Consider the following 25,094-nt stretch of genomic DNA (forward strand, 5'->3'; position numbering starts at 1 on the left):
GGATACGCCGAACCACCGCCAGCGCACGAGACGCCGGCGGTGGGCGCGTTTGCTCAGTGCAGGCGATGGCGCTCGTGGAGGAAACTCAGCACCGCACGGCGATAGTGGTTGTACTCCGGGTCGTCGGCCAGGGCGATGCGGTCGCGCGGGCGCGGCAGCTTCACCTCGAGAATTTCGCCGATGGTTGCCGAGGGGCCGTTGGTCATCATCACGATGCGGTCGGAGAGCAGCACGGCCTCGTCGACGTCGTGGGTGATCATCATCATGGTGTTGCCCAGGTCCTTCTGGATCTTCATCACCTCGTCCTGCAGGTGCGCGCGGGTGAGTGCGTCGAGGGCGCCGAACGGCTCGTCGAGCAGCAGCACCTTGGGCTTCATCGCCAGTGCACGGGCGATGCCGACGCGCTGCTTCATGCCGCCGGAAATTTCCTGCGGATACTTGTTCAGCGCGTGGCTCATGTTTACCAGCGCCAGGTTGTGCTCGATCCACTCGCGCCGTTCGCGCTTGTTCATACTGCGCTTGAACAGCTTGTTCACCGCCACTTCGACGTTCTCGTAGACGGTCAGCCAGGGCAGCAGCGAGTGGTTCTGGAACACCATGCTGCGATCCGGGCCCGGCCCGCGGACTTCCTTGCCGTCGAGGATCACGCCGCCGAGGCTTGGGTCGAGCAGGCCGGCGACGATGTTCAGCACCGTCGACTTGCCACAGCCGGAGTGCCCGATGATGGAGATGAACTCGCCCTTGGCGATGTTCAGGTTGATGTCCTTGAGCACCTGCGAGGCGAGGTTGCCGCGCACGAAACTCTTGTCCAGGTGTTCGATGGAGAGATAGCTCATGGCGTTGCTCCTCAGTTGGCCGGAATGCCGCGGGTGATGCGCTGGCCGACGAAGGCCACCAGGCGATCGAGCACGAAGCCGACCACGCCGATGTAGACGAGCGCGAGGATGATGTCGCTGATGCGCGAGGCGTTCCACGCATCCCAGATGAAGAAGCCGATGCCGACGCCGCCGATGAGCATTTCCGCGGCGATGATCGCCAGCCACGACAGGCCGACGCCGATGCGCAGGCCGGTGAAGATGTACGGCGCGGCGGCCGGCAGCATGATGGTCTTGAAGTACTCGAAACCGTTGAGCTGCAGCACCTGGGCGACGTTGCGGTAGTCCTGCGGGATGTTGCGGATGCCCACCGCGGTATTGATGATGATCGGCCAGATCGCGGTGATGAAGATGACGAACAGCGCCGAGGGGTGGCTGTCCTGAAAGCCCGCCAGCGACAGCGGCAGCCAGGCCAGTGGCGGCACGGTGCGTAGCACCTGGAAGATCGGGTCGAGGCCGCGCATGGCCCAGTCCGACTGGCCGATCAGCACGCCGAGGCCGACCCCGGCGACCACTGCCAGCATATAACCCACCGCAACCCGCTGCAGGCTCGCCAGCAGCTGCCAGGCCAGGCCCACGTCATTGCCGCCGTTGTCGTAGAACGGATCGATGATCAGCTCCCAGGTTTCCGCGACCACCTGCGAGGGCGGCGGCAGCGCGGCATCGGCACCGGAGCAGAGCATTTCCCAGATCAAGCCGAGCAGCAGCAGGATCACCAGCGGCGGCACCAGCTGCTGCACGGCGTAGCGGCCGCTGCGCCGAACCAGTACGGCGAGCCGGGAAGGGCGGACGATGGATACCGGCTCGGCGCTGGCGGGCTGCAGTTTGACGTTGGCATTCATGGGCTTTTCCTCGCGGGTTGCGGTTATCAGGCCATGGCCTTGATGGTCAGGCTGTCCAGATAGGCTTGCGGGTTTTCCGGATCGAATACCTTGCCGTCGAAGAACTTCTCGACCCCACGAGAAGTGGAGGCCGGGATCAGCTCGGCGGGCAGGTTCAGTTCGCCGGCGGCGGCGCGCCAGATGTCCTCGCGGTTGACCTTGGCGATCAGCGCCTGGCTGTCGAAGTCGGCCGGCAGGTAGCCCCAGCGCTTGTTCTCGGTGAGGAACCAGAGGTCATGGCTCTGGAAGGGGTAGGAGGCGTGGTCGTCCCAGTAGCGCATCTGCTCGGGATGGTTCTCGATGACCTTGCCGGTGCCGTAGGCGAAGTTGCCTTTCATGCGGTCGACGATGTCCTTGTAGGGCGCGCCGATCCACTTGCGCTGCGAGCAGATCTTTGCCACTTCCTCCTTGTTCTCCGGCTTCTCGCAGAACTGCTGGGCTTCCATGATCGCCATGGTCAGCGCCTTGGCTGCGTTGGGATTGGCGGCCACGTAGTCGCTGCGCAGGGCGAAGGCTTTTTCCGGGTGGTTGTGCCACAGCTCGCCGGTGGTGTTGGCGGTGTAGCCGATCTTCTGGTTGATCAGCTGGGCGTTCCACGGCTCGCAGACGCAGAAGGTGTCCATGCTGCCAACCTTCATGTTGGCGACCATCTGCGCCGGCGGCACGACGATGGTGTTGATGTCGGCGTTCGGGTCGATGCCTCCGGCCGCCAGCCAGTAGCGCATCCACAGGTCATGGGTGCCGCCGGGGAAGGTCATCGCCGCACTGACTTTCTTGCCGCTGGCCTTTTTCGCTTCCAGTGCGGCTTTGAATGGTGTGCTGTCGAGGCCGATCTTCAGGTCGCGATATTCCTCGCCGACCGAGATGCACTGGCCGGACAGGTTCAGCCGCGCGAGGATCGACATGGCCACCGGCTGGTTGTTCGGCGTGACGATGCCGGCGCTTATCAAGTACGGCATGGGCGTGAGGATATGCGCGCCGTCGATGCCGTTCTTCGCCGAACCGAGCACCAGGTTGTCGCGGGTGGTGCCCCAGGACGATTGCTTGAGTACTTCGACTTCGGTCATTCCGTACTTGGCGAAGAAGCCCTTCTCGGCGGCGACGAACAGCGGTGCGGCGTCGGTCAGGGCGATAAAGCCGAGCTTGGCCTTGCTGGTTTCCACATCCCCGCCCGCCGCCCAGGCGGCCGAACGCATGCCCAGGGACATGCCACCGAACAGGGCGACACCGCTGGCGGCAATGATCGAGTGCTTGAGAAAGCTGCGGCGCGAGGCCAGCGTGACGCTGCTGGGCTGGTCGTTGTTCGGCTTGTCGGTCATGGTCGGGTTTTCCTTTGGGCGAAAAAAAACGGCGCCACACCGCCCGGCTGGAACCGGAGAGCGTGGACACCGTTGTCCTGATGAGGAGTTGTGAAAGCCGAAAGATCCGGCCTTGCCTGAGCTTTGCGAAAGCTGTGCCAGAACTGCTTAGCTGACGCGGAACGGCTGTTGCAGTGGCATCGAATTGCCGGGAGGTTTCCGGCAAATCAAGCACTTGCGGCGCCGCCGCAGACAGCGCGCCACCAGCTCCGTGATTGGCTTGCTCGAGATGAATTGCGCTCGGCGATCCTGCAGGGCTGGCGGCGCATGCACAGCCGCGGGGCAGGCAGGCTGGCCTGATGGTGCGGCGTGCCTGTTTTCAGTGCCTGGAACGCTGGCCCAGGGTGCGGGCCGGGGCGAGTTCGGCCGAAGGCTGTGCCAGTGCCAGCAGCCGCTGGGCGACCTCCTCCAGGCGCAGGCCCTGATTCATTGCCGCCTGACGCAGCCAGCCGTAGGCCTCGCCTTCGGAGAAGCCCTGCTGGCGCATCAGCTGCTGCTTGGCGCGCTCCACCTGCTTGCGCTCATCCAGCGCCTGGCGAGCCTCGCGCAATTCTTCATTGAGGCCCTGCAGACGCACGCTCTGGGTCAGCAGCAGTTCCAGGGTCGAGCGAGCCACCATTGCGGTCATGCCGTCCGGCGGTGGCGTGTCGAGATCACTGGCCTGCACACTGAACAGCTTGGCCTGCTCGGCAGCGGCGTGCATGTCGGCGATGCCATCGAGCAGCTTGCGATGGCTCTGCAGATCCTTGCGGATGCGCTCGATGCTGTAGCGGCACTGTTGCAACAGGTCCTGCTCCAAGCGCGTTTCGACCTGCTTCATCGCGTCGATGCGGTGCGTGTGCAGTTCGAACCAGAGTTCGCACAACTGCGGTTCGACCGCCGCGCCCGGGCTGGTCCGGCGGGCGATGTCACGCAGGCGGCAGGCGTTGATGTTCGTCTCGCTGGCGCACAGCGCTTGCCAAAGCGTCTGCGCTGCCGGGCTGGTGAAGCGGCTGAAGGTGGCGAAGCAGCGCTCCTGGCCTTCGAGCAGATGTTCCAGACGTTCCAGCATATCCGCGCGGAAATAGCCGCTGGCGAAGCCGACAACGCCGAGCGCGCGCTCCTGGCCGGCCAGTTCCTTGCCCTGCATGAAATTGAACAGCGCCACCAGGCAGCGGGTGATGTCCGGGTCGGCGGCGGTGTCGGCCGCCTCGAACACCACGGCCAGCAGCCCGCCGATCAGCCGCACCAGTGTTGCCGTGGCGTCCTGCATGCTGATGGCGTGCTCGCGGATGCGCCGGCGCAGCGCGGGCAGCTCGTCGAGGCTGTGCAGGGCATAGGCGATGCGGGTGAACAGCCGGGTCTTGTCCGCAGTGCTAACGGCATCCAGATCGATGCGATCCAGATCCAGGCGCACCTCGCGCTCCAGCGCCTCGGCTTCCAGGCTGAGCACGTCCAACTGCTGGCGCTGATGGGCGGCGTTGCCGCTGAGGTAGATGTTCGAGTAGCCGCGCTCTTTCTGCAGCGCGTGCACCAGCTGGCTGATGCGGGTGACCAGTTCGCAGGTGCGCGCCAGGTCTTCCAGGCCGAGCAGTTCGCTGCGCCGGGACGCCAGCATGAAGCGCAGGGTCGCAGGCATTTTCCGTCCGTGCATGGGCGGCACCTCCGCGGGTTGACGCGCAGGTTCCTGCAAGATGCAGTCCAGTAAGCCCGGCGCGTATCCGTGCTGCGGCGTTTGCGCCTATAATGTGCCCCTTTTCGCCCACGATCAGCGGAGCTGTTGATGTCCGAACGTACGGCTTACGTAGAGCGCAACACCCTGGAAACCCAGGTCAAGGTCACCATCAATCTGGATGGCACCGGCAAGGCGCGCTTCGCCATCGGCGTGCCCTTCCTGGAGCACATGCTCGACCAGATCGCCCGTCACGGGCTGATCGACCTGGATATCGAATGCAACGGCGACCTGCACATCGATGACCACCATACCGTCGAGGACGTCGGCATCACCCTCGGCCAGGCCTTCGCCAAGGCCATCGGCGACAAGAAGGGCATGACCCGCTACGGGCATTCCTACGTGCCGCTGGACGAGGCGCTGTCGCGCGTGGTGATCGACTTCTCCGGGCGCCCGGGGCTGACCATGAACGTGCCCTACACCCGCGCGGTGGTCGGCAAGTTCGACGTCGACCTGTTCCAGGAATTCTTCCAGGGCTTCGTCAATCACGCCCTGGTGACCCTGCACATCGACAACCTGCGCGGCATCAACACCCACCACCAGATCGAAACCGTGTTCAAGGCCTTCGGCCGCGCGCTGCGCATGGCCGTCGAGCTCGATCCGCGCATGGCCGGGCAGATGCCTTCCACCAAAGGGTGCCTGTAATGCAGACCGTTGCCGTCATCGACTACGGCATGGGCAATCTGCACTCGGTGGCCAAGGCGCTGGAGCACGTCGGCGCTGGCCGCGTGCTGATCACCAGCGATGCGCAGGTCATCCGTGAGGCCGACCGCGTGGTGTTTCCCGGCGTCGGCGCGATTCGCGACTGCATGGCGGAGATCCGCCGGTTGGGCTTCGACGAGCTGGTCCGCGAAGTCAGCCAGGACCGCCCATTTCTCGGCATCTGCGTCGGCATGCAGGCGCTGATGGAGCGCAGCGAAGAAAACGACGGCGTCGATTGCATCGGCCTGTTCCCCGGTCAGGTGCGCTTCTTCGGCAAGGACCTGCACGAGGACGGCGAGCACTTGAAGGTGCCGCACATGGGCTGGAACGAGGTCAAGCAGGTGGTCGACCATCCGCTCTGGCATGCGATCCCGGACAATGGCCGCTTCTATTTCGTGCACAGCTATTACATCGAAGCCGGCAATCCGCGGCAGGTGGTCGGTCGCGGCCATTACGGCAACGACTTCGCCGCCGCACTGGCCGATGGCTCGCGCTTCGCGGTGCAGTTCCATCCGGAGAAGAGCCACACCCACGGCCTGCAGCTGCTGCAGAACTTCGCCGCCTGGGATGGCCGCTGGTAGATGAGCCGGGCCAAGCTCAAGCCGCCAGTCCTGACGCTGGATGCCGCTCAGGAGCAGGCGGCGCAACAGGTCATCAAGCGCTTTCTGCAAGAGCGTTTCGAACTCGAGCTGGGCTCGTTCGAGGCGCAGGAGGTGCTCGATCTGTTCGCCCGTGAAATCGCGCCGCTGTATTACAACAAGGCGATCTTCGACGTGCAGAGCCACCTGAAGGAACGGTTCGAGAGCATCGAAAGCGACTTGTGGGCACTCGAGAAGAGCTGACCCTTAACCGACACTTGATTTGAACAGGTTCGAGCCATGCTGATTATCCCCGCTATCGATCTCAAAGACGGCGCCTGCGTGCGTCTGCGTCAGGGCCTGATGGACGATGCCACGGTGTTTTCCGACGACCCGGTGGCCATGGCGGCCAAGTGGGTCGAGGCCGGTTGCCGCCGTCTGCACCTGGTCGACCTCAACGGCGCCTTCGAAGGCCAGCCGGTCAACGGCGAGGTGGTCACGGCAATCGCCAAGCGTTATCCGAACCTGCCGATCCAGATCGGTGGCGGCATTCGTACCCTGGAAACCATCGAGCACTACGTGCGCGCCGGCGTCAGCTACGTGATCATCGGCACCAAGGCGGTCAAAGAGCCTGAGTTCGTCGGTGAAGCCTGCCGCGCGTTCCCGGGCAAGGTCATCGTCGGGCTGGATGCGAAGGACGGCTTTGTCGCCACCGATGGCTGGGCCGAAGTCTCCAGCGTGCAGGCGGTCGATCTGGCGCGCCGCTTCGAGGCCGATGGCGTCTCGGCGATCGTCTACACCGACATCGCCAAGGACGGCATGATGCAGGGCTGCAACGTCGAGGCCACCGTGGCCCTGGCCAATGCCAGCCGCATCCCGGTAATCGCTTCTGGTGGCATTCACAACATCGGCGATATCCAAAAGCTGCTCGACACCAACACCCGCGGGATCGTCGGCGCCATCACCGGCCGGGCAATCTACGAAGGCACGCTGGATGTGGCCGAGGCGCAGGCGCTCTGCGACCTGAAGTACAAGGACGAGTGATTCGCTGATCCGTGGTGGATCGGCGCAGCGTGATCCACCCTACACGCTACCTGCAGCTTGAAGCCTGCGGCTTGAAAGAAGCCGCTATCGGAGAAAGCCATGGCCCTGGCCAAACGCATCATTCCCTGCCTCGACGTCGACAACGGCCGCGTGGTCAAGGGCGTCCAGTTCGAGAACATCCGTGACGCCGGCGACCCGGTGGAGATCGCCCGCCGCTACGACGAGCAGGGCGCCGACGAGATCACCTTCCTCGACATCACCGCCAGCGTCGACAACCGCGACACCACCCTGCACACCGTCGAGCGCATGGCCAGCCAGGTGTTCATCCCGCTGACCGTCGGCGGTGGCGTGCGCAGCGTGCAGGACATCCGCAACCTGCTCAACGCAGGCGCGGACAAGGTCTCGATCAATACCGCCGCGGTGTTCAACCCGGATTTCGTCGGCGAGGCCGCGGACCGCTTCGGCTCGCAGTGCATCGTCGTCGCCATCGACGCGAAGAAGGTCTCCGCGCCGGGTGAGCCGGGACGCTGGGAAATCTTCACCCATGGCGGGCGCAAGCCCACCGGCCTGGATGCGGTGGCCTGGGCGAAGAAGATGGAAGACCTCGGCGCCGGCGAAATCCTGCTGACCAGCATGGATCAGGACGGCGTGAAGAGCGGCTACGACCTCGGCGTAACCCGTGCCATCAGCGAGGCGCTGTGCATTCCGGTGATCGCCTCCGGTGGCGTCGGCAACCTGCAGCACCTGGCCGATGGCATCCTCGAAGGCAAGGCCGATGCGGTGCTCGCCGCGAGCATCTTCCACTTCGGCGAATACACGATTCCGGAAGCCAAGGCCTATCTGGCGGCCCGCGGCATCGTGATGCGTTGATCTCAACGTGCAGCTGAACAAGGCTTAATGGCGAAATAAGGACATGTCCGCCGCTGTTGCGGACAAACAATCAGGAGATTTCACGCATGCTCAAGACCATCGCTTCCCTCGTCGCTGCGGCACTGCTGTTCGGAGCCTCGCTGGGTCATGCGCAGACACCGGTGAAGATCGATCTGCTGACGGAGAACTTCCCGCCTTACAACATGGCGGCTGACGGCAAGAACTTCGCCCGCGATGAAAACATCAGCGGTATCGCCGTGGACATCGTGCGCGAGATGTTCAAGCGCGCCGGTGTCGATTACACGCTGACACTGCGTTTCCCCTGGGAGCGCATCTACGGCATGGCGTTGGAGCAGGCCAACTATGGGGTGTTCGTCACCGCGCGGCTGCCCGAGCGTGAAGAGCTGTTCAAGTGGGTCGGCCCCATCGGCCCGGACGACTGGGTGCTGCTGGCCCGTGGCGACAGCCCGATCAATCTGACCAGTCTCGACCAGGCCCGCCAGTACAACGTCGGCGCCTACAAGGGCGATGCCATCGCCGAACACCTGGAAGGCCAGGGCCTGCAGCCGGCGCTCGCCTTACGCGATCAGGAGAACGTGAAGAAGCTGATCGACGGCAAGATCGACCTGTGGGCCACCGGTGATCCCGCTGGTCGTTACCTGGCGCGCCAGGAAGGCGTGACCGGACTCAAGCGCGTGCTGCGCTTCGACAGTGCCGAGCTGTACCTGGCACTGAACAAGCAGGTCGCCGACGAGACGGTACAGAAGCTGCAGAAAGCGCTCGACCAGATGCGCAGCGAAGGTGTGATCGACGCGATCAACGCACGTTACCTCTGACCGCTCCGGTCGCCCTCGGGCAACCAGGATGTAATAGCGACGCGCCAGCTGGGTGCGTCGCGCAGTCCTCTCGTGCCGTTCTGGCGCATCCATCGCTGCCATGTTTTACCGCTTCCTGAGCTACGCGGCTGCGGCGCTGCGCTGGTTCGCATCTTGCTTTCCACCGTTCCTTGCTGATCCGCGGAGGGGCGGGTCGGGAAAACCGGAACAAGGGGAGCGAGCCATGCTTAAACGAATCCTAGCCGTCATCGCGCTACTGCTCTGCAGTCACGCCCACGCCGGGCTGCCTGATGACTATCGTGTCGTGCTGCTGACCGAAAACTTTCCACCGTTCAACATGGCCGAGGACAACAAGAATTACGCGGCCGATGGAAAGATCCACGGCATCAATGCCGACATCGTGCGTGAGATGTTCCGCCGGGCGAAGATACGCTACGAGCTGAGCCTGCGCTTCCCGTGGGATCGCATCTACAAGCAGGTGCTAGAACAGCCCGATCAGGGCCTGTTTTCCACTACCTTCACCGCCGAACGTGAATCGCAATTCAAGTGGGTCGGCCCTCTAGCCAGCATCAGTTGGGTACTGCTCGCGCCAGCCGACAGCCCTTTACGCCTCTCTGGATTGGACGAGGCGCGCAACCTGCGTATCGGTGCCTACAAGAACGATGCAGTGAGTCAGCATCTGGAGAGCAAGGGGCTGGCGCCGATCAACTCGCTGCGTGACCAGGAGAACGTCGGCAAGCTGCTCAGGGGGCAGATCGACGTCTGGGCGACCGCCGATCCGGTCGGGCCCTACCTGGCCAAGCAGGAAGGCGTGACCGGGCTGAAACCGGTGTTGCGCTTCAACGAAGCGCGGCTGTTCCTTGCGCTTAACCGGGCGACGCCGGACGAGGTGGTCGAGCGTTTGCAAAGAGCGCTGGATGCGATGCGCGCCGACGGCACGGTGGATGCGCTGCTGCGCCGTTATCTCTGATAGCTCAGCGATAGACGCCACCGCGACCGTGCGCGGCCATGGCCCGGTTGCTCCGTGTGGCGATCATCTGCCCCACGTCGATCCATTCGATGCCCTGCGCCGACAGCCTCGGTAGCTCGCGCTCCAGCATCGCCAGCGTGCTTTCGTGGGGGTGGCCAATGATCACCACCGAGCCCTGCTTGCGCGCCAGTGCGATCGCAGCCTGGAAGCGTTCGGCTACGGCATTCGCCGAGGGGTCGTCATCGAGAAAGATATCCCGCGACAGGCTGGCCAGTGCCGTGCGCTGGGCGCTGGCAGCGGCCACGGTGCGCGGGCTGGTGCGACTGTCGAGGAAGAACAGGTGGCGGCGCTGCAGTTCGCCCATCAGCCAGCCCATGGCCTGCGCCTGGTCGGTCATGGCGCTGCCCATGTGGTTGTTCAGGCCGCTGGCATGCGGCACTGCCGCCAAGGCTGCATCGAGGCGTCGGGCCAGTTCGTCATGGGGTAGCTGGGGGTGCCAGGCGAAGCGGCCCTGAGCAGGCGCCATCGGCATGTGCAGCATGACCGTCTTGCCGGCACGATGGGCCTGCTCGGCCAAGTCTGCGGCGTGGCGGGTGTCGGGAAGAATCGCCAGCGCGACCGGCCCTGGTAGTTGCAGCACACGGCGATCGCGTGCCGGGTTCTGCCCGAGGTCGTCGATTATCAGGGTCAGCCGGGGTCTCGCGGAATGCTCCGGCGTGGCCGCAGGCTCGCCAGCGTACAGCGCCTGGCTGGCGAGCGTCAGCAACAGCGCCAGGCCTGCAGCCCAGCCTGCCATCCTCATTGGCCGCGGGTGAGGTTCAATCCCTTGAGCAGATTCAATGCCTGGCCGAGCTGGTAGTCATCGTCCTGCGGTCGCGGCGAGTCGCTGGCGATCTGGGTGGCGGTCGGGCGGTCCGGGCCGCCGTTGCCGTTGCCCAGGTGGCCAGCAAGATCGGCTTCGCGGAAGCCATCGGCAGCCTGCTCGCGGGTCAGCTTGGCACGCTCGACCTTGATGTCCGGCTCGATGCCTTGGGCCTGGATCGAGCGGCCTTTGGGGGTGTAGTAGAGCGCGGTGGTGAGCTTGAGCGCGCGATCATTGTTCAGCGGCAGCACAGTCTGTACCGAGCCTTTGCCGAAGCTGTCAGTGCCCATCACCACGCCGCGCTTGTGGTCCTGCAGTGCGCCGGCAACGATCTCGGATGCCGAAGCGCTACCGCCGTTGATCAGCACCACTAGCGGTACTCCTTCGCTGGCATCGGCCGGGTCGGCGTTGAAGCGCAGCTCGGAGTTGGCGATGCGGCCCTTGGTGTAGACGATCAGGCCCTTGGTGAGGAAGTGGTCGGAAATCTCCACTGCCGCCTGCAGCACGCCGCCCGGGTTGTTGCGCAGGTCGAGAACCAGACCGTTCAGCTTCTTGCCGTCGTTGTCCTTCTTCAGCTTGGCCAGCGCCTTGCCGACTTCCTCGCCGGAATTGACCTGGAACTGGGTGACGCGCAGGTAGCCGTAGCCCGGTTCGAGGATCTGGCTGCGGACACTGCGTACCTTGATGACCGCGCGCGTCAGCTTGACATCGAACGGCTGGCCGCCCTCGCGCACCAGCGTCAGGCTGATACTGCTGCCCGGTTTGCCGCGCATCTTGGCGATGGCGTCCATCATCGACAGGCCCTTGGTCGGCTGGCCGTCGATCTTGACGATCAGGTCGCCGGCTTCGATGCCGGCCTTCGAGGCTGGGGTGTCGTCGATCGGCGAGACGACTTTGATGAAGCCATCTTCCATGCCGACCTCGATGCCGAGCCCGCCGAATTCGCCGCTGGTGCTTTCCTGCAGTTCGGCGAATGCCTCGGGCTCCAGGTAGGCGGAATGCGGATCGAGGTTGCTGAGCATGCCCTTGATGGCATTTTCCAGCAGGGTCTTGTCATCCACTGGCTCGACATAGGCGGCCTTGATGCGGTCCAGCACCTCGGCGAAGGTGCGCAGCTCATCCAGTGGCAGGGGAGCCTTGGAGTTCGGCGCCGCAGCCTCTGCCGGTGGCTGTTGGGCCCAGGCACCGCCTTGCATCCCCAGCAATATGGCCAGGGCGAGCGTGGATGGGCGGGCGAAACGGCGCAGGTGCAACATGTCGAACTCCAGTTATGAGAGGGCGTGCTTGGCGATGCGGACGGCTCGGCAAGGACCGAAGCCGCGACTCGCTAGCCTTGCGCGCGACACCATTGGGCGGGGTCGCTAGGGCGGCCCTGCTGCCGAATGGCGAAATACAGTGCGGCGGTTTCCTGGCCGCCGCTGGTGCCTACCGTGGCGATCGGATCGCCGGCCTTGACGATGTCGCCGGCGTCACGCAGCAGGCTCTGGTTGTGACCATACAGGCTCAGGTAACCATTTCCATGATCGAGTATCACCAGCAGCCCGGCACCACGTAGCCAGTCGGCGAATACTACCCGGCCGCCGTGCACGGCGCGGACCTGAGTGCCGACGCTGGCACCGATCAGCACGCCGTCCCACTTGGTTCGAGCGTCGCCGCCGCGCGGAGTGCCGTAGCGGGCGACGAGGCGTCCGTCGACCGGCCATGGCAGCTTGCCCTTGGCCTTGGCGAACGGGCCGCCGAAGTTGCCTCCTGCGCTGGACACCAGCGGGCCGCTCGGCGCGCTGCTGGCGCCGGTCTGGGATTGTTGCTGCTGTTGTTGGCGCTGGCGCTCGGCAAGCAATGCGCGCTGCCGTGCTTCCTCAGCCTCACGTGCCTGGCGCGCCAGGGTTTCCTCAATGGTCTTGAGCACACGTTCGAACTGGGCCTGCTCCTGGCGGCGGGCCTGCAGTTTCTGCTCGCGGCTGGAGAAGTCGCTGTTGAGCTTGGCCAGGGTCTGCTGGCGTTCCTTGCGCACCTCGGCGAGCTGGTTGCGGCGCTCGAGCAGGCCATCCTTCTTCTCCGCCAGCAGACTTTGCTGCGTGGCGATATCGGCTTCTACGTTGGCCAACTGGCGCAGCGTCTCGTTGAAGTTGTCGAGCTGCTCGAGACGCGCCTTGTTGAGGTAGTCGTAATAGGTGATGGTGCGGCTGAATTTTTCCGGATTCTGCTGGTTGAGCAGTAGCTTGAGGTACTCCTGGCGGCCGTTCTGGTAGGCCGCACGGGCCTGCAGGCCGATCAGCCGCTGCTGTTCCAGACGGGCGCCTTCGAGGGTGGTTTTCTCGTCGTTCAGGCGCTCCAGCTCAGCCTCGCTGCGGTCGATCTCCTGCTGCAGAGTATCGACCTGCTTTTCCAGCTGGCCCATCTCGCTTTCGGTGGTCTTCAGCTGCTTCTGGACGCCGGATTTCTCCTGCTCGATCTGCTTGAGCAGCTTCTGCAGTTCGGCAATGTCCTGGCGAGCGGCTTCGATCTGCTGCCGCGCTGCGGCACGTTCGTCCGCCACGGCAGGGCCAAGCAGGCAGAGGAAGGCGAGGGCGAGAAAAGTACGAGGCATGGGAGGGCGTCAACCGAGCGTTATGACCGACGTAGTATGCCTAAAAAGCAAGCTGGAAGCTTGAAGCCTGTAGCGGGAAACGGCGGCTGACGCCATCCGCTTCCCACCTGGCGCAGTCAGTTCAGCTCAACGATCGAGCGACCGGTCATCTCTGCTGGCACCGGCATGCCGAGCAGGGTCAGCATGGTCGGGGCGACGTCGGCCAGCACGCCGCCCTGGCGGATCGAGACGTTGCGTTTGCCGATATAGATGAACGGCACCGGCTCACAGGTATGCGCGGTGTGCGCCTGGCCGGTCATGACGTCTTCCATCTGTTCGACGTTGCCGTGGTCGGCGGTCAGCAGCGCTTCGCCACCGACCTTGTCCAGCGCCTCGACGATGCGACCGACGCAGCTGTCCAGGCATTCCACCGCCCTGACCGCCGCCTCGAACACGCCGGTATGGCCGACCATGTCGCCGTTGGCATAGTTGACCACGATGACGTCGTAGCGCTGGTTCTCGATGGCATCGACGATGCGGTCAGTGACCTCGGGAGCGCTCATTTCCGGCTTGAGGTCGTAGGTGGCGACCTGTGGCGACGGGATGAGGATGCGTTCTTCGCCCGGGAAGGGCTCTTCGCGGCCGCCGGAGAAGAAGAAGGTGACGTGGGCATACTTCTCGGTTTCGGCGATGCGCAGTTGGGTCTTGCCGTTGTTGGCCAGGTACTCGCCGAGCACGTTGGTCAGCGCTTCCGGGGCGAAGGCGGCCGGCGCGGGAATGCTCGCGGCGTACTGGGTGAGCATGACGAACTCGGCCAGTTGCGGCACTCGGGCCCGCTGGAACTCGCTGAAGCCAGGTTCGACGAAGCAACGGGTCAGTTCGCGGGCGCGGTCGGCGCGGAAGTTCATGAACACCACGGCGTCACCATCCTCGACGCGCACCGGTTCGCCGATGGTGGTCGCCTTGACGAATTCGTCGCTTTCGCCGCGCTCATAGGCGGCGATCAGGCCGTCCACGGCGTAGTCGGAGCGGTATTCGGCCTTGCCCTCGACGATCAGCTCGTAGGCCTGCTGCACGCGGTCCCAGCGGTTGTCGCGATCCATGGCGAAGTAGCGGCCGATCAGGCTGGCGATGCGGCCCTTGCCCAGGCGGGTGAAGGTGGCCTGGAGCAGTTCGATGGAGTGCTGTGCGCTCTTCGGCGGGGTGTCGCGGCCATCGAGGAAGGCATGCAGGTAGATCTTCTCGGCGCCGCGCTGGGCAGCCAGTTCGGCCATGGCCACCAGGTGATCCTGATGGCTGTGCACGCCACCGTCGGAGAGCAGGCCGAGGATGTGCACCGCCTTGCCGGCACCCACGGCCTTGTCGACTGCACCGCAGATGGTCGGGTTGGCGAAGAACTCGCCGTCGCGGATCGCCTTGGTCACGCGGGTGAAGTCCTGATACACCACGCGCCCGGCGCCCAGGTTCATGTGGCCGACCTCGGAGTTGCCCATCTGCCCGTCCGGCAGACCGACATCCATGCCGCTGCCAGAGATCAATCCGTGCGGCTGGCTGGCCAGCAGGCGATCGTAGACCGGCTTGCGCGCGGCGTGGATGGCATTGAAGTCCGGACTGTCGCTGTGCCCGAAGCCATCGAGAATGATCAGTACCAGAGGTTTGGGCGCGGCGGTGGGGGCGACGGACATGCTTTCGGGCTCCTTGCACGGGGGCGGAAAAGGGCGGCCAGTCTACTGGCTGGCCGGGGCGAGGTCACGAATCATCAGGGTTCAGCCGGTAGGAGGGGCTGTGTATACTGGCCCGCATTTTATCGTCCGGGTACCCGTTGATGCTCGCTAACCTGATTGAATTTGTCTCTAACCACTATGTACTCAGCAGCCTGTTCGTGGTGCTGTTGATCCTTCTGTTCATCACCGAGACACGCAAGGGTGGCAAGAGCCTGAGCAATCGCGAACTGACGGCACTGGTCAACAGTGGCGAGGGCGTGGTGTTGGACGTGCGCGTCAAGAAGGAGTTCGACGCCGGTCATATCGTCGATGCATTGAACATTCCCTACGAGAAGCTGGTCAGCCGCACAGGCGAGCTGGAAAAGCACAAGGCCAAGACCATCATCGTGGTCGACGCCATGGGGCAGCACGCCGGAACGGCCTGCCGTGAGTTGCAGAAGGCAGGCTTCACCGCCGCCAAGTTGTCGGGAGGGATTTCCAGCTGGCGCGGCGACAATCTGCCAGTGGTCAAGTAATCATGCCCAACGTCGTCATCTATACCACCGCCTGGTGCCCGTTCTGCATCCGCGCCAAGGCGCTGCTCGATCGCAAGGGTGTCGCCTACGAGGAAATTCCCGTGGATGGCAATCCGTCCCTGCGCGCCGAAATGGCCAGCAAGGCCGGACGCACCTCGGTACCGCAGATATGGATCGGCGATAAACACGTCGGCGGGTGCGACGAGCTGCACGCTCTGGAGCGCGCCGGACGTCTCGACTCGTTGTTGCAGGCCTGAGGCCGGCAGCGCGGGTCCGCGAACAATTCAAACGACACGCACAACTGGATAGAAGGTTGCAGAAATGACCGAACAAGCTAACAACGGCGGCGCAGCGTCGCAGAACGAACAGGGCGCGCAGTTCTCCCTGCAGCGCATCTACGTCCGCGACCTGTCCTTCGAAGCGCCGAAGAGCCCGGAAATTTTCCGTCAGGAATGGAATCCGAGTGTCGCGCTGGACCTGAACACCAAGCAGAAGGCGCTTGAGGGCGACTTCCATGAAGTTGTGCTGACCCTTTCGGTCACCGTGAAGACCGGCGAAGAAGTTGCCTTCATCGCCGAAGTGCAGCAGGCCGGGATCTTCCTGATCAAAGGCCTCGAAGCCGCCGCCATGAGCCACACCCTTGGCGCGTTCTGCCCGAACATCCTCTTCCCATACGCGCGTGAGGCGCTGGACAGCCTGGTAACCCGCGGCTCGTTCCCGGCGCTGATGCTGGCGCCGGTGAATTTCGACGCGCTCTACGCCCAGGAAATGGCGCGTATGCAGGGCGCCGGCGAAGCACCCAGCACCGCCCACTGATACGGATCGTGCAGGAAGCGTCTGACGCTTCCTGCATCCTCCTTCTGCGCGTCAGCGCACCTGCACCACCAGTTTGCCGACCGCCTTGCGCTGCCCCAGCGTAGCGATGGCCTTGCCGGTGTCCTGTAGGGCAAAGCGTTGCGATACCAGCGGCTTGAGCTTGCCTTCGGCATGCCAGGCGAACAGCTGGCGGAAGTTCGCGGCGTTGTCCTGCGGTTGGCGCTGGGCGAAGGCGCCCCAGAAAACGCCGATCAGCGAAGCTCCTTTGAGAAGTGGCAGGTTAGCCGGTAGCGCCGGGATATCCCCGCCGGCAGCAAATCCCACCACCAGCATGCGGCCGTTCCAGGCGATGCTGCGGAAGGCTTCCTCGAACAGCTTGCCGCCCACCGGATCGTAGATCACATCCACGCCCTGGCCGCCGGTGAGTTCCTTCAGGCGCTCCTTCAGGCTGCCTTCGCTGTAGTTGATCAGCTCGTCGGCACCGGCGTTCTTCGCTACCTCCAGTTTCTCGGCGCTGGAGGCGGCCGCGATGACTCGCGCGCCCATGGCCTTGCCGATCTCCACCGCAGCCAGACCGACACCGCCGGAGGCACCAAGCACCAGCAAGGTCTCGCCAGGTTGCAGATTGGCGCGCTGGGTAAGCGCATGCATCGAGGTGCCGTAGGTCATGCTGAAGGCGGCGGCGGTGTCGAAGTCCATGCTCGGCGGAATCGGCAGCGCGTTGCTGCCGGCCACCGCAACCTGCTCGGCGAAGCTGCCCCAGCCGGTCAACGCCATGACCCGGTCGCCGACCTTGAGGTGGCTGACCTTCTCGCCGATCGCGGCGATGACGCCGGCCGCCTCGCCGCCGGGCGAGAATGGGAACGGCGGCTTGAACTGATACTTACCCTCGATCATCAGCGTGTCAGGAAAATTGACCCCGGCGGCATGCACGTCGAGCAGGATCTCGCTCGGCTTGATCTGAGGGGTAGGGGCATCTTCGAGCACCAGGCTCTCGGGCGGACCGAAGCTTTTGCACAGGACGGCTTTCATCGTTTTTCCTTGTTCGACTGGTCGGACGCTTGCCGCCCGACGATGGATGGCTCGACTGCTCAGGACTATCCAGTCTAGGAGCGCTGCTTGACGAGGCAATCAGCATCGTTCGCTGTAATGGCGGCGTATAAGCGGCGGGCAGTTGCGTGGTGGGCTTGGGTGCGCGGCGGCGACTGGTTATGCTGGCGCAGATTTTCCCTGGAGCGCTGCCCCGTGAAGTACCTGATAACCCTGTTTCTTGGTTTCGCACTTGCCGGGCCGGTGCTCGCGCAAAACTCGGCTGACGAAGCGGCCCCGCAGACGCTCTACTACGCGCTGGTGCCCGCCATGGTCGGCAACTATGGCTCGGGTGAGCGGCTGAAGTACTACAAGGCTGATGTCGCGCTGCGCATCTCCAGCAAGGAGGTGGAAGATCGGGTAAAGCACCACGAGCCGCTGATCCGTCATCAGCTGGTGATGCTGTTTTCCCAACAGACCGACGAGACGCTGAGTGGTCCCGAAGCCAAGGAGCAGCTGCGTCAGGAGGCCTTGCGCCAGGTGCGCGAGGTGCTCGAGCAGGAAGAGGGTAAGCCGCTGGTCGATGATCTGCTGTTCAACAATCTGATCATCCAGTAACTCAGCGCATCGCCAATACCGTCTGCCATTCGTCCTCGCTGACGGGCATTACCGACAGGCGGCTGCCTTTCTTTACCAGCGCCAGCTCCTGGAGGGCAGGTTCTGCTTTCAGGCGGGCCAGCTTCAGGGGCGTGCTGAAGGCTTCAACGAACTCGACATCGACTGCGCTCCATGGATTGACCTCGTCGCTGGCCTTGGCATCGTGATAAGGGCTGGCGGGGTCGAGTGCAGTGGGATCAGGGTAAGCGCTGCGACTGATGCTGCCGATTCCGGCAATGCCAGGCTCGGCGCAACTGGAATGGTAAAAGAAGAACTGATCGCCTTCCTGCATCTGGCGCAGGAAATTGCGCGCCTGGTAATTGCGCACGCCATCCCAGCGACCGTGCCCCAGTTTTTTCAGATCCAGAATAGAAAATTCGTCCGGTTCGGACTTCATTAGCCAATAAGGCATGAACCTTGCTCTCCCGTCAGTCGGTTCGATCAGACCATGATGGCAAAATCTCCGACAGTCGGCTGCAATACCTGTTTGCGCGGTGCCGAAGCTTCACGGAAAATGCCGCGGCTGTAAGGTGGCCTATCGAGTCCTAGAACGATAAATCACACCGACTCGACGCAAGCATTTCGCCTGGTAGGGGGAGGCGAACACAAATGAAACGTAAGCCCGATATTCTGTGGATTTTGGTCTTCATCTTTGGCCTGGGCGTAGTCACCACCGGCTATACGCAGAGCCTGTGGGAACAGCACGATGGCGCGGCCGGCATGGCTCCGGTCATCCAGGTGCAGCAAGCCCAGCAGCGATGACATAGATGCCGCAAGGACGCGGCATTTCCCTCACCCGACGTACCAGCCCTGGTCCGTCACCGTGCCCTGAATGGGTACATCCCAACTTTCCAGTGGTAACCGGTCGACTCTCTGACACTCGTGGGCCAGGCCCAGGAGTGTCGGTTTGTGACTTTTTTTGCGCATCGCGCGATACGCCAGGCTGCGATCATAGAAACCGCCGCCCATCCCCAGTCGCCCACCATTGCCGTCAAAGCCCACCAGTGGCATCAGCAGTAGATCGAGCGCCCAGACGCAACGTTGTCGAGCGGTCCGGATTACGGGTTCGGGAATGCCGAAGCGGTTGCGCCGCAGTCGTTCGCCGGGCTCGATGCGCTGAAAGACCATGCGCGTACGCGGCCATGGATTCAGTACCGGAAGATAGGTGGCTTTGCCGCGGCGCTGAGCGGCGCGCAGCAGCAGGCGTGGGTCGATCTCGCCGTCGTTGGGCAGATAGAGGGCGATATGTCGGGCGCGACGAAACAAGGGCTGGTGGGCAAGTTGCCGGTAAAGGCGACGCGCGGCGAGGCGTTGCTGGGCGGGAGAGAGTTGGCGCCGGGCTTGGCGTAACTTTCGGCGTAGCGCCGGGCGTGAAAGGCCTTCGGCTACGATCATCAGAAGTGGCTCCCCAGCATGCCGCTGCCAGCGTAGGCCCTTGAACCCGAGAGTTCAAGGTGGCGACTACAGAGTACCTTAAGGCTTTCCGTCAGGCGGACATGCACACCGGCACCACGTGTAGCCTCCATGGTGTTGCTTATCGGGAGAGGGTCATCGCCGACTGGCGAACATGCCAGGGAGTTGGGCGGAGTATAACGCAAACCGGCTGCCGTTGATCAGTTGCCGGAAGGGTTTGGATCGGTGGCCAGCGCGCTGTCAACACGCTCCAAGAGCATGCGCACGTGTTCGCGTGCGCTGCTGGCTTCGGCGTCGAGGCGATCATGCTTGTGCAGCAGCTCGTGGGTGATGTTCAAGGCTGCCATCACCGCCACGCGATCGGCGCCGATGACTTTACCGCTGCTGCGAATCTCGCGCATCTTGCGATCCAGATAACGGGCCGCGCCTTCGAGATTGCTGCGTTCCTCTGATGGACAGGCAATGCAGTATTCCTTGTCCATGATGTGCACGGTAACGGTGTTCGGCTGGGTCATGAGTCCTGCTCCAGGGCTTTCAGGCGCGAAATCATTGATTCGACCTTCAATCGGGCCATTTCGTTCTTTTCGATCAGATGAGCGCGCTCTTCACGCCATGCCCGCTCGCTGGTCAGCAGCAGATGGTTCTGCGCCTTGAGCTGTTCGATGCGCTGAATCAGCTGCTCCAGCTTGGTGGTCAGCGCTTTCAGATCGGCGTCTTCCATGTGATTCCTGTTTGGGGCTCTGATGAAGACGGAGGCGATGGCCGGGGCCTTCGATGGTCTTGCCGCGGCCGCCGGTGCTAGGATACGAAGCCTTCATTCTAGTCATTGCGCCATCGTGCGCCTAGCCGCCATGTCCATTCAGAATTCCCCGTATGCCGCCTTCGCCACACTTCTGGCGGGCAGTCCGCAAACAGTTTCTCCCGCCGAGTTGCATGGCCTGTTGCTGGGGCGCAGTTGCGCCGGTGCAGGTTTCGAGGTCGAGCCCTGGCTGACCGATGCCTCGGACCTGCTCGGCGAAGCACCGCAAGACAGTGTTCGTCAGGCATTGATCGGCCTGCAGGAGATGGTCAAAGGCGAGCTCGCCGGTGACGACATCGCCGTTGTCCTGCTGCTGCCCAGCGACGATGCGCCGCTTGGCGAACGCGCAGTGGCGCTGGGTCAGTGGTGCCAGGGCTTTCTCGCCGGATTCGGTCTCGCCGCCGGTGACCGCGCGCTGAGCAGCGAAGCCATGGAAGTGCTCCAGGACCTCTCCGCTATCGCGCAGATCCAGGACTCGTTGGAAGAGTCCGAGGACGGCGAGACCGACTACATGGAAGTGATGGAGTACCTGCGTGTGGCGCCACTGCTGCTGTTCACCGAGTGTGCCAAGCCGCTGCCCGCTGCGCCGAAACCCTCCCTGCATTGAGGAAACCGTTCCGCCCATGACTCGCATCCCCAGATCGGAATACGCCCGTCGGCGCAAAGCGCTGATGGAGCAGATGGAACCCAACAGCATCGCCATTCTGCCGGCCGCGCCGATGTACATCCGCAACCGCGATGTCGAGCATGTCTACCGCCAGGACAGCGACTTCCAGTATCTCTCCGGCTTCCCCGAGCCTGAGGCGGTGATCGCCCTGATTCCTGGGCGCGAGCACGGTGAATACGTGCTCTTCTGTCGCGAACGCGACCCCGAGCGCGAGCTGTGGGACGGCCTGCGAGCAGGGCAGGACGGTGCGATAAGTGAATACGGCGCCGACGACGCTTTCCCCATCGGCGACATCGACGACATTCTCCCTGGCCTGATCGAAGGCCGGGACCGTGTGTACTACGCCATCGGTACCAACGAAGCCTTCGATCATCGGCTGATGGAGTGGATCAAGACCATCCGCGCCAAAGCACGTCAGGGCGCACAGCCGCCCAGCGAGTTCGTCGCGCTCGATCATTTGCTGCACGACATGCGCCTGTACAAGTCGAGCAACGAGGTGAAGGTGATGAAGCATGCGGCGGATATTTCCGCTCGTGCGCATATCCGTGCCATGCAGGCCAGCCGCGCTGGCCTGTTCGAGTACCACCTGGAAGCCGAACTGGACTACGAGTTCCGCAAGGGCGGGGCGAAGATGCCGGCCTACGGATCGATCGTCGCCGCCGGCAGGAACGCCTGCATCCTGCACTACCGCGAGAACGATGCACCGCTGAAGGATGGCGACCTGGTGCTGATTGACGCCGGTTGCGAAATCGACTGCTACGCCAGCGACATTACCCGCACCTTCCCGGTCAACGGCCGCTTCTCGCCCGAGCAGAAGGCCATTTACGAACTGGTGCTGGCCGCCAACGAAGAGGCCTTCAAGCACATCGCACCCGGCAAGCATTGGAACGAGGCCCACGAAGCCACGGTACGGGTGATCACCGCCGGGCTGGTCGAGTTGGGCCTGCTGCAGGGCGACGTCGACGAACTGATCGCCAGCGAGGCCTACAAACCTTTCTACATGCATCGCGCTGGCCACTGGCTGGGCATGGACGTGCATGACGTCGGTGACTACAAGATCGGCGGCGAGTGGCGCGTGCTCGAGCCGGGCATGTCGATGACCGTCGAGCCGGGCATCTATATCGCCGTGGACAATCAGAACGTGGCGAAGAAGTGGCGCGGCATAGGCGTGCGCATCGAGGACGACGTGGTGGTGACCCGGACCGGCTGCGAAATCCTCACCGGTGGCGTGCCGAAGAGTGTCGCGGAAATCGAGGCGCTGATGGCCGCCGCTCGCGAGCAGGTCGCCTGACATGCAGAGCCTGGCGATCATCGGTGGCGGGCTGGTCGGTGCCAGTCTCGCGCTGGCCTTGCAGGATGGCGCCCGGGAGCGCGGCTGGCGCATCCACCTGATCGAGCCGTTCGAGCCCGGCCACGAGTACCAGCCGAGTTATGACGCGCGCTCCACCGCTCTGTCCTATGGCACCCGGCTGATCTACCAGCGCCTCGGCCTGTGGGAGCGGATTGCCGAGCGCGCCGAACCGATTCTGCGCATTCATGTATCCGAACGTGGCCGCTTCGGCGCCGCCCGCCTGGATTGCGCTAGCGAAGGCGTCGAGGCACTGGGCTATGTGGTGGAGAATGCCTGGATCGGGCATTGCCTGTGGCAGGCACTGGATGATGCGGTGGTGACCCGCCACTGCCCGGCCGAGGTCGAACGGCTGGAGCCTAGCGCTACCGGCTATCGCCTGAGCTTCACGGACGGTCAGCAGCTGGAATGCGACCTGGCCGTGCTGGCCGATGGTGGCCGCTCCGGTTTGCGCGAGCAGCTGGGCATTCATGTCGCGCGCCGACCCTATGGGCAGACGGCGCTGATCGCCAATATCTCCCCGGGCAAGCCACATGGCGGCCTGGCTTTCGAGCGCTTCACCGAAGACGGCCCGATGGCGTTGTTGCCGCTGCAGGGCGACCGTTGCGCGCTGGTATGGACGCGCGCCCAGACCGACGCGGCGCGCTTGGCGCAGGCGCACGAGGCGGTCTTTCTCGCCGAACTGCAGGAGGCCTTCGGCTATCGCCTGGGCGCCTTGCAGCAGGTCGGCGCGCGGCATTTATATCCGCTGACGCTGGTCGAGGCCGAAGAGCAGGTCCGCTCTGGGCTGGTGGTACTGGGCAACGCAGCGCACAGCCTGCACCCGATCGCCGGCCAGGGCTACAACCTGTCGCTGCGCGACGTGGATGCGCTGAGCACCGCCTTGCTGCACAGCGACGCCGCGCTGGGCGACCTGGAGGTGTTGCAGGCGTACGCGCACAGGCAGCGCATGGATCAGCGCATGACCGTCGGTTTCTCCGATCAGGTCACCCGGCTGTTCGTCGACTCCGGCCGGCTGGTCGCGGCCGGACGCAATCTCGGACTGCTAGGGCTGGATCTTATGCCCACCGCCAAGCGCTGGTTCGCGCGGCAGGCCATGGGCCTGGGCACTCGCGCGAGCTGAACGCCGCAACCAAAGGACCTTGCATGAGCGGCTCCCGTTTGGCGCGCAAGGCGCGGTTTCTGCGCTGGGCCATGAATTTCTATCCGCCGTACTTCGGAGCCGGTGTTCGGGTGCGGCACATCAGCGCGGATCTGCGCCTGGTTCAGGTCAAGATGGTGCTGCGCTGGTACAACCGCAACTATGTCGGTACGCAATTCGGCGGCTCGCTGTATTCGATGGTCGACCCGTTCCTAGTGCTGATGCTGATGGAGAATCTCGGACGCGACTACATCGTCTGGGACAAGGCGGCCAACATAGAATTTGTCAGCCCCGGGCGGGGCACGGTCTACGCCGAGTTCGCCATCAGCGACAAGCTGCTGGAGGACATTCGCACGCACACGGCCGATGGCAGCAAGTTCCTGCCCAGAATGCATGTCGAAGTGCGTGACGGCGAGGGCACGCTGGTGGCACGGGTGCAGAAGACCCTCTATATACGACTCAAGCCGCGGGCGCGGCAGCCAGGAGAGAAGTGATGCAAGCGGATCTGATCATCGTAGGCGCCGGCATGGTCGGCAGTACGCTGGCACTCGCTCTCGAGGGGTGCGGGCTGGACATCGTCGTGCTCGATGCGAGCCCGCTCGAGGTCGTCGACTTCGATCCGCACGGCGGCTTCGAGCCGCGAGTCAGCGCGCTGTCCGCCGCCAGCCAGCGCATCCTGCAGCGGGTCGGCGCCTGGCCGGGCATCGCCGCGCGCCGCGCGAGCCCCTACACCGACATGCACGTCTGGGATGGTTCGGGCACCGGCCAGATCCACTTCTCCGCGGAAACGGTGCATGCTGAAGTGCTTGGCCATATTGTCGAAAACCGCGTTGTGCAGGACGCGCTGCTGGAAACCATGCAGCGGCAGGGTCAGGTGCGGCTGATTGGCAATGCCCGCGTCGAGCAGCTGGCACGCACGGTCGAGGGCTGGCAGCTGAAACTCGCCGACGGTCGCGAACTGCACAGCGCACTGTTGGTCGCGGCAGACGGCGCCAATTCGGCGATACGTCGCCTGGCTGGCTTCGAAACCCGCGAGTGGGATTATCTGCACCAGGCCATCGTCACCAGCGTGCGTTGCCGCGAGCCGCACCAGCGGACGGCCTGGCAGCGCTTCACCGATCACGGTCCGCTGGCGTTTCTTCCGCTCGAGCGCGATGGCGACCGCCATTGGTGCTCGATTGTCTGGTCGGTTACCGAAGCTGAAGCCAAGCGGCTCATGGCGCTGGATGATGCGGCGTTCCGTATGGCGCTTGGCCGTGCTTTCGAGCAGCGCCTGGGCGAGGTACTCGAAACCGATCCACGACTGTGCATACCGCTGCGTCAGCGTCATGCCAAGCGTTACGTGCAGCCGGGACTGGCATTGATCGGCGATGCGGCGCATACCATCCATCCGTTGGCGGGGCAGGGTGTGAACCTCGGCCTGCTGGATGCCGCCGTGCTGGCGGAAGTGCTCAAGGCTGCGATTGCCCGTGGTGAGCGGGTCGCCGATGTGCAGGTGCTGAGCCGCTTCGAGCGCCGGCGCATGCCGCACAATCTGGCGATAATGGCGGCCATGGAAGGCTTCGAGCGGCTGTTCCAGGCTGATCCACTGCCGCTGCGCTGGCTGCGCAATACCGGCTTGAAGGCGGTGCAAGCGCTGCCTGAAGCGAAAGCGGTGTTCGTCCGTCAAGCGCTGGGCTTGAGCGGTGATCTGCCGGAGCTGGCCAAGCCCTGATATCGGATTGATATT

30 protein-coding genes and 1 other RNA gene are annotated in these 25,094 nt (G+C 64.0%); 17 read left to right on the forward strand and 14 right to left on the reverse strand.

Translation table 11 applies throughout. The features are described from left to right. Window positions 1-53 precede the first annotated feature (53 nt). From UIB01_RS00750 to UIB01_RS00765, 4 genes are all read right to left on the reverse strand, one after another. Window positions 54-836 carry an ABC transporter ATP-binding protein gene (locus tag UIB01_RS00750; RefSeq protein ID WP_038655938.1) on the reverse strand — a complete coding sequence of 261 codons (783 nt, stop codon included), beginning with the start codon at window positions 834-836 and terminating at the stop codon, window positions 54-56. Window positions 837-847: 11 nt separating this feature from the next. Further along, the gene (ntrB, locus tag UIB01_RS00755) at window positions 848-1,717 is read right to left on the reverse strand and encodes a nitrate ABC transporter permease (protein WP_038655940.1); all 870 of its coding nucleotides are present in this window, start codon (window positions 1,715-1,717) and stop codon (window positions 848-850) included. Window positions 1,718-1,743: 26 nt separating this feature from the next. After that, the gene (locus tag UIB01_RS00760) at window positions 1,744-3,075 is read right to left on the reverse strand and encodes a CmpA/NrtA family ABC transporter substrate-binding protein (protein WP_038655942.1); all 1,332 of its coding nucleotides are present in this window, start codon (window positions 3,073-3,075) and stop codon (window positions 1,744-1,746) included. A gap of 358 nt (window positions 3,076-3,433) precedes the next feature. After that, complete coding sequence (locus UIB01_RS00765) at window positions 3,434-4,747, reverse strand: nitrate regulatory protein (protein ID WP_038655943.1); 1,314 nt, start codon at window positions 4,745-4,747, stop codon at window positions 3,434-3,436. A 129-nt stretch (window positions 4,748-4,876) separates the two neighbouring features. On the opposite strand from UIB01_RS00765, the gene hisB reads away from it, so the two are divergent. From hisB to UIB01_RS00800, 7 genes are all read left to right on the forward strand, one after another. Next, on the forward strand, window positions 4,877-5,470 hold the full coding sequence (gene hisB, locus UIB01_RS00770) for an imidazoleglycerol-phosphate dehydratase HisB (protein ID WP_003303331.1): 594 nt from the start codon (window positions 4,877-4,879) through the stop codon (window positions 5,468-5,470). Then, window positions 5,470-6,108 (forward strand): imidazole glycerol phosphate synthase subunit HisH, encoded by a 639-nt coding sequence (gene hisH, locus UIB01_RS00775; protein ID WP_003282884.1) that lies wholly within the window; start codon window positions 5,470-5,472, stop codon window positions 6,106-6,108. The genes hisB and hisH overlap by 1 nt, the downstream gene beginning before the upstream one ends. Next, complete coding sequence (locus tag UIB01_RS00780; RefSeq protein ID WP_003303327.1) at window positions 6,109-6,369, forward strand: DUF2164 domain-containing protein; 261 nt, start codon at window positions 6,109-6,111, stop codon at window positions 6,367-6,369. It abuts the gene before it with no gap. A gap of 36 nt (window positions 6,370-6,405) precedes the next feature. After that, on the forward strand, window positions 6,406-7,149 hold the full coding sequence (hisA, locus tag UIB01_RS00785; RefSeq protein ID WP_038655947.1) for a 1-(5-phosphoribosyl)-5-[(5-phosphoribosylamino)methylideneamino]imidazole-4-carboxamide isomerase: 744 nt from the start codon (window positions 6,406-6,408) through the stop codon (window positions 7,147-7,149). 99 nt (window positions 7,150-7,248) lie between these two features. Further along, window positions 7,249-8,019 carry an imidazole glycerol phosphate synthase subunit HisF gene (gene hisF, locus UIB01_RS00790; RefSeq protein ID WP_014818634.1) on the forward strand — a complete coding sequence of 257 codons (771 nt, stop codon included), beginning with the start codon at window positions 7,249-7,251 and terminating at the stop codon, window positions 8,017-8,019. 86 nt (window positions 8,020-8,105) lie between these two features. Further along, window positions 8,106-8,855, forward strand: coding sequence for a substrate-binding periplasmic protein (locus UIB01_RS00795; RefSeq protein ID WP_038655951.1), 750 nt, complete (start codon window positions 8,106-8,108; stop codon window positions 8,853-8,855). A gap of 223 nt (window positions 8,856-9,078) precedes the next feature. After that, window positions 9,079-9,825: a substrate-binding periplasmic protein gene (locus UIB01_RS00800; RefSeq protein WP_038655953.1), complete on the forward strand. Its 747-nt coding sequence runs from the start codon at window positions 9,079-9,081 to the stop codon at window positions 9,823-9,825. Window positions 9,826-9,829: 4 nt separating this feature from the next. Here UIB01_RS00800 and UIB01_RS00805 read toward each other — a convergent pair whose 3' ends face one another. The 4 genes from UIB01_RS00805 to gpmI all read right to left on the reverse strand — a co-directional run bounded on the left by UIB01_RS00805 (window position 9,830) and on the right by gpmI (window position 14,941). Next, window positions 9,830-10,627 carry a divergent polysaccharide deacetylase family protein gene (locus UIB01_RS00805; RefSeq protein ID WP_102856622.1) on the reverse strand — a complete coding sequence of 266 codons (798 nt, stop codon included), beginning with the start codon at window positions 10,625-10,627 and terminating at the stop codon, window positions 9,830-9,832. Then, the gene (locus UIB01_RS00810) at window positions 10,624-11,943 is read right to left on the reverse strand and encodes a S41 family peptidase (RefSeq protein WP_038655957.1); all 1,320 of its coding nucleotides are present in this window, start codon (window positions 11,941-11,943) and stop codon (window positions 10,624-10,626) included. Before UIB01_RS00810 ends, UIB01_RS00805 begins: the two co-directional genes overlap by 4 nt. Window positions 11,944-12,014: 71 nt before the next feature. After that, window positions 12,015-13,277, reverse strand: a complete 1,263-nt coding sequence (locus tag UIB01_RS00815; RefSeq protein ID WP_038655958.1) for a murein hydrolase activator EnvC family protein — start codon at window positions 13,275-13,277, stop codon at window positions 12,015-12,017. 116 nt (window positions 13,278-13,393) lie between these two features. Then, a complete protein-coding gene (gpmI, locus tag UIB01_RS00820; RefSeq protein ID WP_038655960.1) occupies window positions 13,394-14,941 on the reverse strand; it encodes a 2,3-bisphosphoglycerate-independent phosphoglycerate mutase in 1,548 nt (515 codons plus the stop codon). A 140-nt stretch (window positions 14,942-15,081) separates the two neighbouring features. On the opposite strand from gpmI, the gene UIB01_RS00825 reads away from it, so the two are divergent. The 3 genes from UIB01_RS00825 to secB all read left to right on the forward strand — a co-directional run bounded on the left by UIB01_RS00825 (window position 15,082) and on the right by secB (window position 16,311). Further along, window positions 15,082-15,495: a rhodanese-like domain-containing protein gene (locus UIB01_RS00825; RefSeq protein ID WP_014818641.1), complete on the forward strand. Its 414-nt coding sequence runs from the start codon at window positions 15,082-15,084 to the stop codon at window positions 15,493-15,495. 2 nt (window positions 15,496-15,497) lie between these two features. Further along, the gene (gene grxC, locus UIB01_RS00830) at window positions 15,498-15,752 is read left to right on the forward strand and encodes a glutaredoxin 3 (protein ID WP_038655962.1); all 255 of its coding nucleotides are present in this window, start codon (window positions 15,498-15,500) and stop codon (window positions 15,750-15,752) included. A gap of 64 nt (window positions 15,753-15,816) precedes the next feature. Continuing rightward, on the forward strand, window positions 15,817-16,311 hold the full coding sequence (secB, locus tag UIB01_RS00835; protein WP_003303313.1) for a protein-export chaperone SecB: 495 nt from the start codon (window positions 15,817-15,819) through the stop codon (window positions 16,309-16,311). A gap of 51 nt (window positions 16,312-16,362) precedes the next feature. Here secB and UIB01_RS00840 read toward each other — a convergent pair whose 3' ends face one another. After that, the gene (locus UIB01_RS00840; protein ID WP_038655964.1) at window positions 16,363-17,343 is read right to left on the reverse strand and encodes an NADPH:quinone oxidoreductase family protein; all 981 of its coding nucleotides are present in this window, start codon (window positions 17,341-17,343) and stop codon (window positions 16,363-16,365) included. Window positions 17,344-17,556: 213 nt separating this feature from the next. Here UIB01_RS00840 and UIB01_RS00845 point away from each other — a divergent pair, with 213 nt between their 5' ends. Further along, the gene (locus tag UIB01_RS00845; RefSeq protein WP_015275182.1) at window positions 17,557-17,958 is read left to right on the forward strand and encodes a flagellar basal body-associated protein FliL; all 402 of its coding nucleotides are present in this window, start codon (window positions 17,557-17,559) and stop codon (window positions 17,956-17,958) included. Between the two features lies 1 nt (window position 17,959). On the opposite strand, the gene UIB01_RS00850 is transcribed toward UIB01_RS00845, so the two are convergent. Further along, on the reverse strand, window positions 17,960-18,409 hold the full coding sequence (locus tag UIB01_RS00850) for an EVE domain-containing protein (protein WP_038655968.1): 450 nt from the start codon (window positions 18,407-18,409) through the stop codon (window positions 17,960-17,962). Between the two features lie 197 nt (window positions 18,410-18,606). On the opposite strand from UIB01_RS00850, the gene UIB01_RS23210 reads away from it, so the two are divergent. Then, window positions 18,607-18,759 carry a hypothetical protein gene (locus tag UIB01_RS23210; RefSeq protein ID WP_180983539.1) on the forward strand — a complete coding sequence of 51 codons (153 nt, stop codon included), beginning with the start codon at window positions 18,607-18,609 and terminating at the stop codon, window positions 18,757-18,759. A gap of 30 nt (window positions 18,760-18,789) precedes the next feature. On the opposite strand, the gene UIB01_RS00855 is transcribed toward UIB01_RS23210, so the two are convergent. The 4 genes from UIB01_RS00855 to UIB01_RS00865 form a co-directional block, all read right to left on the reverse strand. Beyond that, window positions 18,790-19,392, reverse strand: a complete 603-nt coding sequence (locus tag UIB01_RS00855; RefSeq protein ID WP_038655970.1) for a 5-formyltetrahydrofolate cyclo-ligase — start codon at window positions 19,390-19,392, stop codon at window positions 18,790-18,792. Between the two features lie 6 nt (window positions 19,393-19,398). After that, window positions 19,399-19,577: non-coding RNA, 6S RNA (gene ssrS, locus UIB01_RS22595), on the reverse strand. A gap of 33 nt (window positions 19,578-19,610) precedes the next feature. Beyond that, window positions 19,611-19,925: a cell division protein ZapA gene (locus tag UIB01_RS00860; protein WP_038655972.1), complete on the reverse strand. Its 315-nt coding sequence runs from the start codon at window positions 19,923-19,925 to the stop codon at window positions 19,611-19,613. Continuing rightward, on the reverse strand, window positions 19,922-20,131 hold the full coding sequence (locus UIB01_RS00865; protein ID WP_038655974.1) for a TIGR02449 family protein: 210 nt from the start codon (window positions 20,129-20,131) through the stop codon (window positions 19,922-19,924). Before UIB01_RS00865 ends, UIB01_RS00860 begins: the two co-directional genes overlap by 4 nt. 130 nt (window positions 20,132-20,261) lie before the next feature. Here UIB01_RS00865 and UIB01_RS00870 point away from each other — a divergent pair, with 130 nt between their 5' ends. From UIB01_RS00870 to UIB01_RS00890, 5 genes are read left to right on the forward strand one after another with little or no spacing between them, the layout of a single operon-like run. Next, a complete protein-coding gene (locus UIB01_RS00870) occupies window positions 20,262-20,816 on the forward strand; it encodes a YecA/YgfB family protein (protein WP_038655976.1) in 555 nt (184 codons plus the stop codon). Window positions 20,817-20,832: 16 nt separating this feature from the next. Beyond that, window positions 20,833-22,167, forward strand: a complete 1,335-nt coding sequence (gene pepP / locus UIB01_RS00875; RefSeq protein ID WP_038655978.1) for a Xaa-Pro aminopeptidase — start codon at window positions 20,833-20,835, stop codon at window positions 22,165-22,167. A 1-nt stretch (window position 22,168) separates the two neighbouring features. After that, a complete protein-coding gene (ubiH, locus tag UIB01_RS00880; RefSeq protein WP_038655980.1) occupies window positions 22,169-23,347 on the forward strand; it encodes a 2-octaprenyl-6-methoxyphenyl hydroxylase in 1,179 nt (392 codons plus the stop codon). A 23-nt stretch (window positions 23,348-23,370) separates the two neighbouring features. Next, a complete protein-coding gene (locus UIB01_RS00885; protein ID WP_038655982.1) occupies window positions 23,371-23,859 on the forward strand; it encodes a DUF4442 domain-containing protein in 489 nt (162 codons plus the stop codon). Next, on the forward strand, window positions 23,859-25,079 hold the full coding sequence (locus UIB01_RS00890; protein ID WP_038655984.1) for a 2-octaprenyl-3-methyl-6-methoxy-1,4-benzoquinol hydroxylase: 1,221 nt from the start codon (window positions 23,859-23,861) through the stop codon (window positions 25,077-25,079). The genes UIB01_RS00885 and UIB01_RS00890 overlap by 1 nt, the downstream gene beginning before the upstream one ends. Window positions 25,080-25,094: the final 15 nt, after the last annotated feature.

The organism is Stutzerimonas decontaminans (assembly GCF_000661915.1).
Taxonomy (GTDB): Bacteria; Pseudomonadota; Gammaproteobacteria; order Pseudomonadales; family Pseudomonadaceae; genus Stutzerimonas; species Stutzerimonas decontaminans.

Bases quoted from the DNA above. Each gene is read 5' to 3' on its own strand.
- UIB01_RS00815 (WP_038655958.1), bottom strand. From the start codon at position 13,277: ATGCCTCGTACTTTTCTCGCCCTCGCCTTCCTCTGCCTGCTTGGCCCT.
- UIB01_RS23210 (WP_180983539.1), top strand. From the start codon at position 18,607: ATGAAACGTAAGCCCGATATTCTGTGGATTTTGGTCTTCATCTTTGGC.
- ntrB (WP_038655940.1), bottom strand. From the start codon at position 1,717: ATGAATGCCAACGTCAAACTGCAGCCCGCCAGCGCCGAGCCGGTATCC.
- UIB01_RS00800 (WP_038655953.1), top strand. From the start codon at position 9,079: ATGCTTAAACGAATCCTAGCCGTCATCGCGCTACTGCTCTGCAGTCAC.
- UIB01_RS00890 (WP_038655984.1), top strand. From the start codon at position 23,859: ATGCAAGCGGATCTGATCATCGTAGGCGCCGGCATGGTCGGCAGTACG.
- hisB (WP_003303331.1), top strand. From the start codon at position 4,877: ATGTCCGAACGTACGGCTTACGTAGAGCGCAACACCCTGGAAACCCAG.
- UIB01_RS00870 (WP_038655976.1), top strand. From the start codon at position 20,262: ATGTCCATTCAGAATTCCCCGTATGCCGCCTTCGCCACACTTCTGGCG.
- UIB01_RS00825 (WP_014818641.1), top strand. From the start codon at position 15,082: ATGCTCGCTAACCTGATTGAATTTGTCTCTAACCACTATGTACTCAGC.
- UIB01_RS00855 (WP_038655970.1), bottom strand. From the start codon at position 19,392: ATGATCGTAGCCGAAGGCCTTTCACGCCCGGCGCTACGCCGAAAGTTA.
- ubiH (WP_038655980.1), top strand. From the start codon at position 22,169: ATGCAGAGCCTGGCGATCATCGGTGGCGGGCTGGTCGGTGCCAGTCTC.
- hisF (WP_014818634.1), top strand. From the start codon at position 7,249: ATGGCCCTGGCCAAACGCATCATTCCCTGCCTCGACGTCGACAACGGC.
- secB (WP_003303313.1), top strand. From the start codon at position 15,817: ATGACCGAACAAGCTAACAACGGCGGCGCAGCGTCGCAGAACGAACAG.
- UIB01_RS00810 (WP_038655957.1), bottom strand. From the start codon at position 11,943: ATGTTGCACCTGCGCCGTTTCGCCCGCCCATCCACGCTCGCCCTGGCC.
- pepP (WP_038655978.1), top strand. From the start codon at position 20,833: ATGACTCGCATCCCCAGATCGGAATACGCCCGTCGGCGCAAAGCGCTG.
- hisA (WP_038655947.1), top strand. From the start codon at position 6,406: ATGCTGATTATCCCCGCTATCGATCTCAAAGACGGCGCCTGCGTGCGT.
- UIB01_RS00795 (WP_038655951.1), top strand. From the start codon at position 8,106: ATGCTCAAGACCATCGCTTCCCTCGTCGCTGCGGCACTGCTGTTCGGA.
- UIB01_RS00750 (WP_038655938.1), bottom strand. From the start codon at position 836: ATGAGCTATCTCTCCATCGAACACCTGGACAAGAGTTTCGTGCGCGGC.
- hisH (WP_003282884.1), top strand. From the start codon at position 5,470: ATGCAGACCGTTGCCGTCATCGACTACGGCATGGGCAATCTGCACTCG.
- UIB01_RS00860 (WP_038655972.1), bottom strand. From the start codon at position 19,925: ATGACCCAGCCGAACACCGTTACCGTGCACATCATGGACAAGGAATAC.
- UIB01_RS00865 (WP_038655974.1), bottom strand. From the start codon at position 20,131: ATGGAAGACGCCGATCTGAAAGCGCTGACCACCAAGCTGGAGCAGCTG.
- UIB01_RS00805 (WP_102856622.1), bottom strand. From the start codon at position 10,627: ATGAGGATGGCAGGCTGGGCTGCAGGCCTGGCGCTGTTGCTGACGCTC.
- gpmI (WP_038655960.1), bottom strand. From the start codon at position 14,941: ATGTCCGTCGCCCCCACCGCCGCGCCCAAACCTCTGGTACTGATCATT.
- UIB01_RS00840 (WP_038655964.1), bottom strand. From the start codon at position 17,343: ATGAAAGCCGTCCTGTGCAAAAGCTTCGGTCCGCCCGAGAGCCTGGTG.
- UIB01_RS00850 (WP_038655968.1), bottom strand. From the start codon at position 18,409: ATGCCTTATTGGCTAATGAAGTCCGAACCGGACGAATTTTCTATTCTG.
- grxC (WP_038655962.1), top strand. From the start codon at position 15,498: ATGCCCAACGTCGTCATCTATACCACCGCCTGGTGCCCGTTCTGCATC.
- UIB01_RS00780 (WP_003303327.1), top strand. From the start codon at position 6,109: ATGAGCCGGGCCAAGCTCAAGCCGCCAGTCCTGACGCTGGATGCCGCT.
- UIB01_RS00760 (WP_038655942.1), bottom strand. From the start codon at position 3,075: ATGACCGACAAGCCGAACAACGACCAGCCCAGCAGCGTCACGCTGGCC.
- UIB01_RS00885 (WP_038655982.1), top strand. From the start codon at position 23,371: ATGAGCGGCTCCCGTTTGGCGCGCAAGGCGCGGTTTCTGCGCTGGGCC.
- UIB01_RS00765 (WP_038655943.1), bottom strand. From the start codon at position 4,747: ATGCACGGACGGAAAATGCCTGCGACCCTGCGCTTCATGCTGGCGTCC.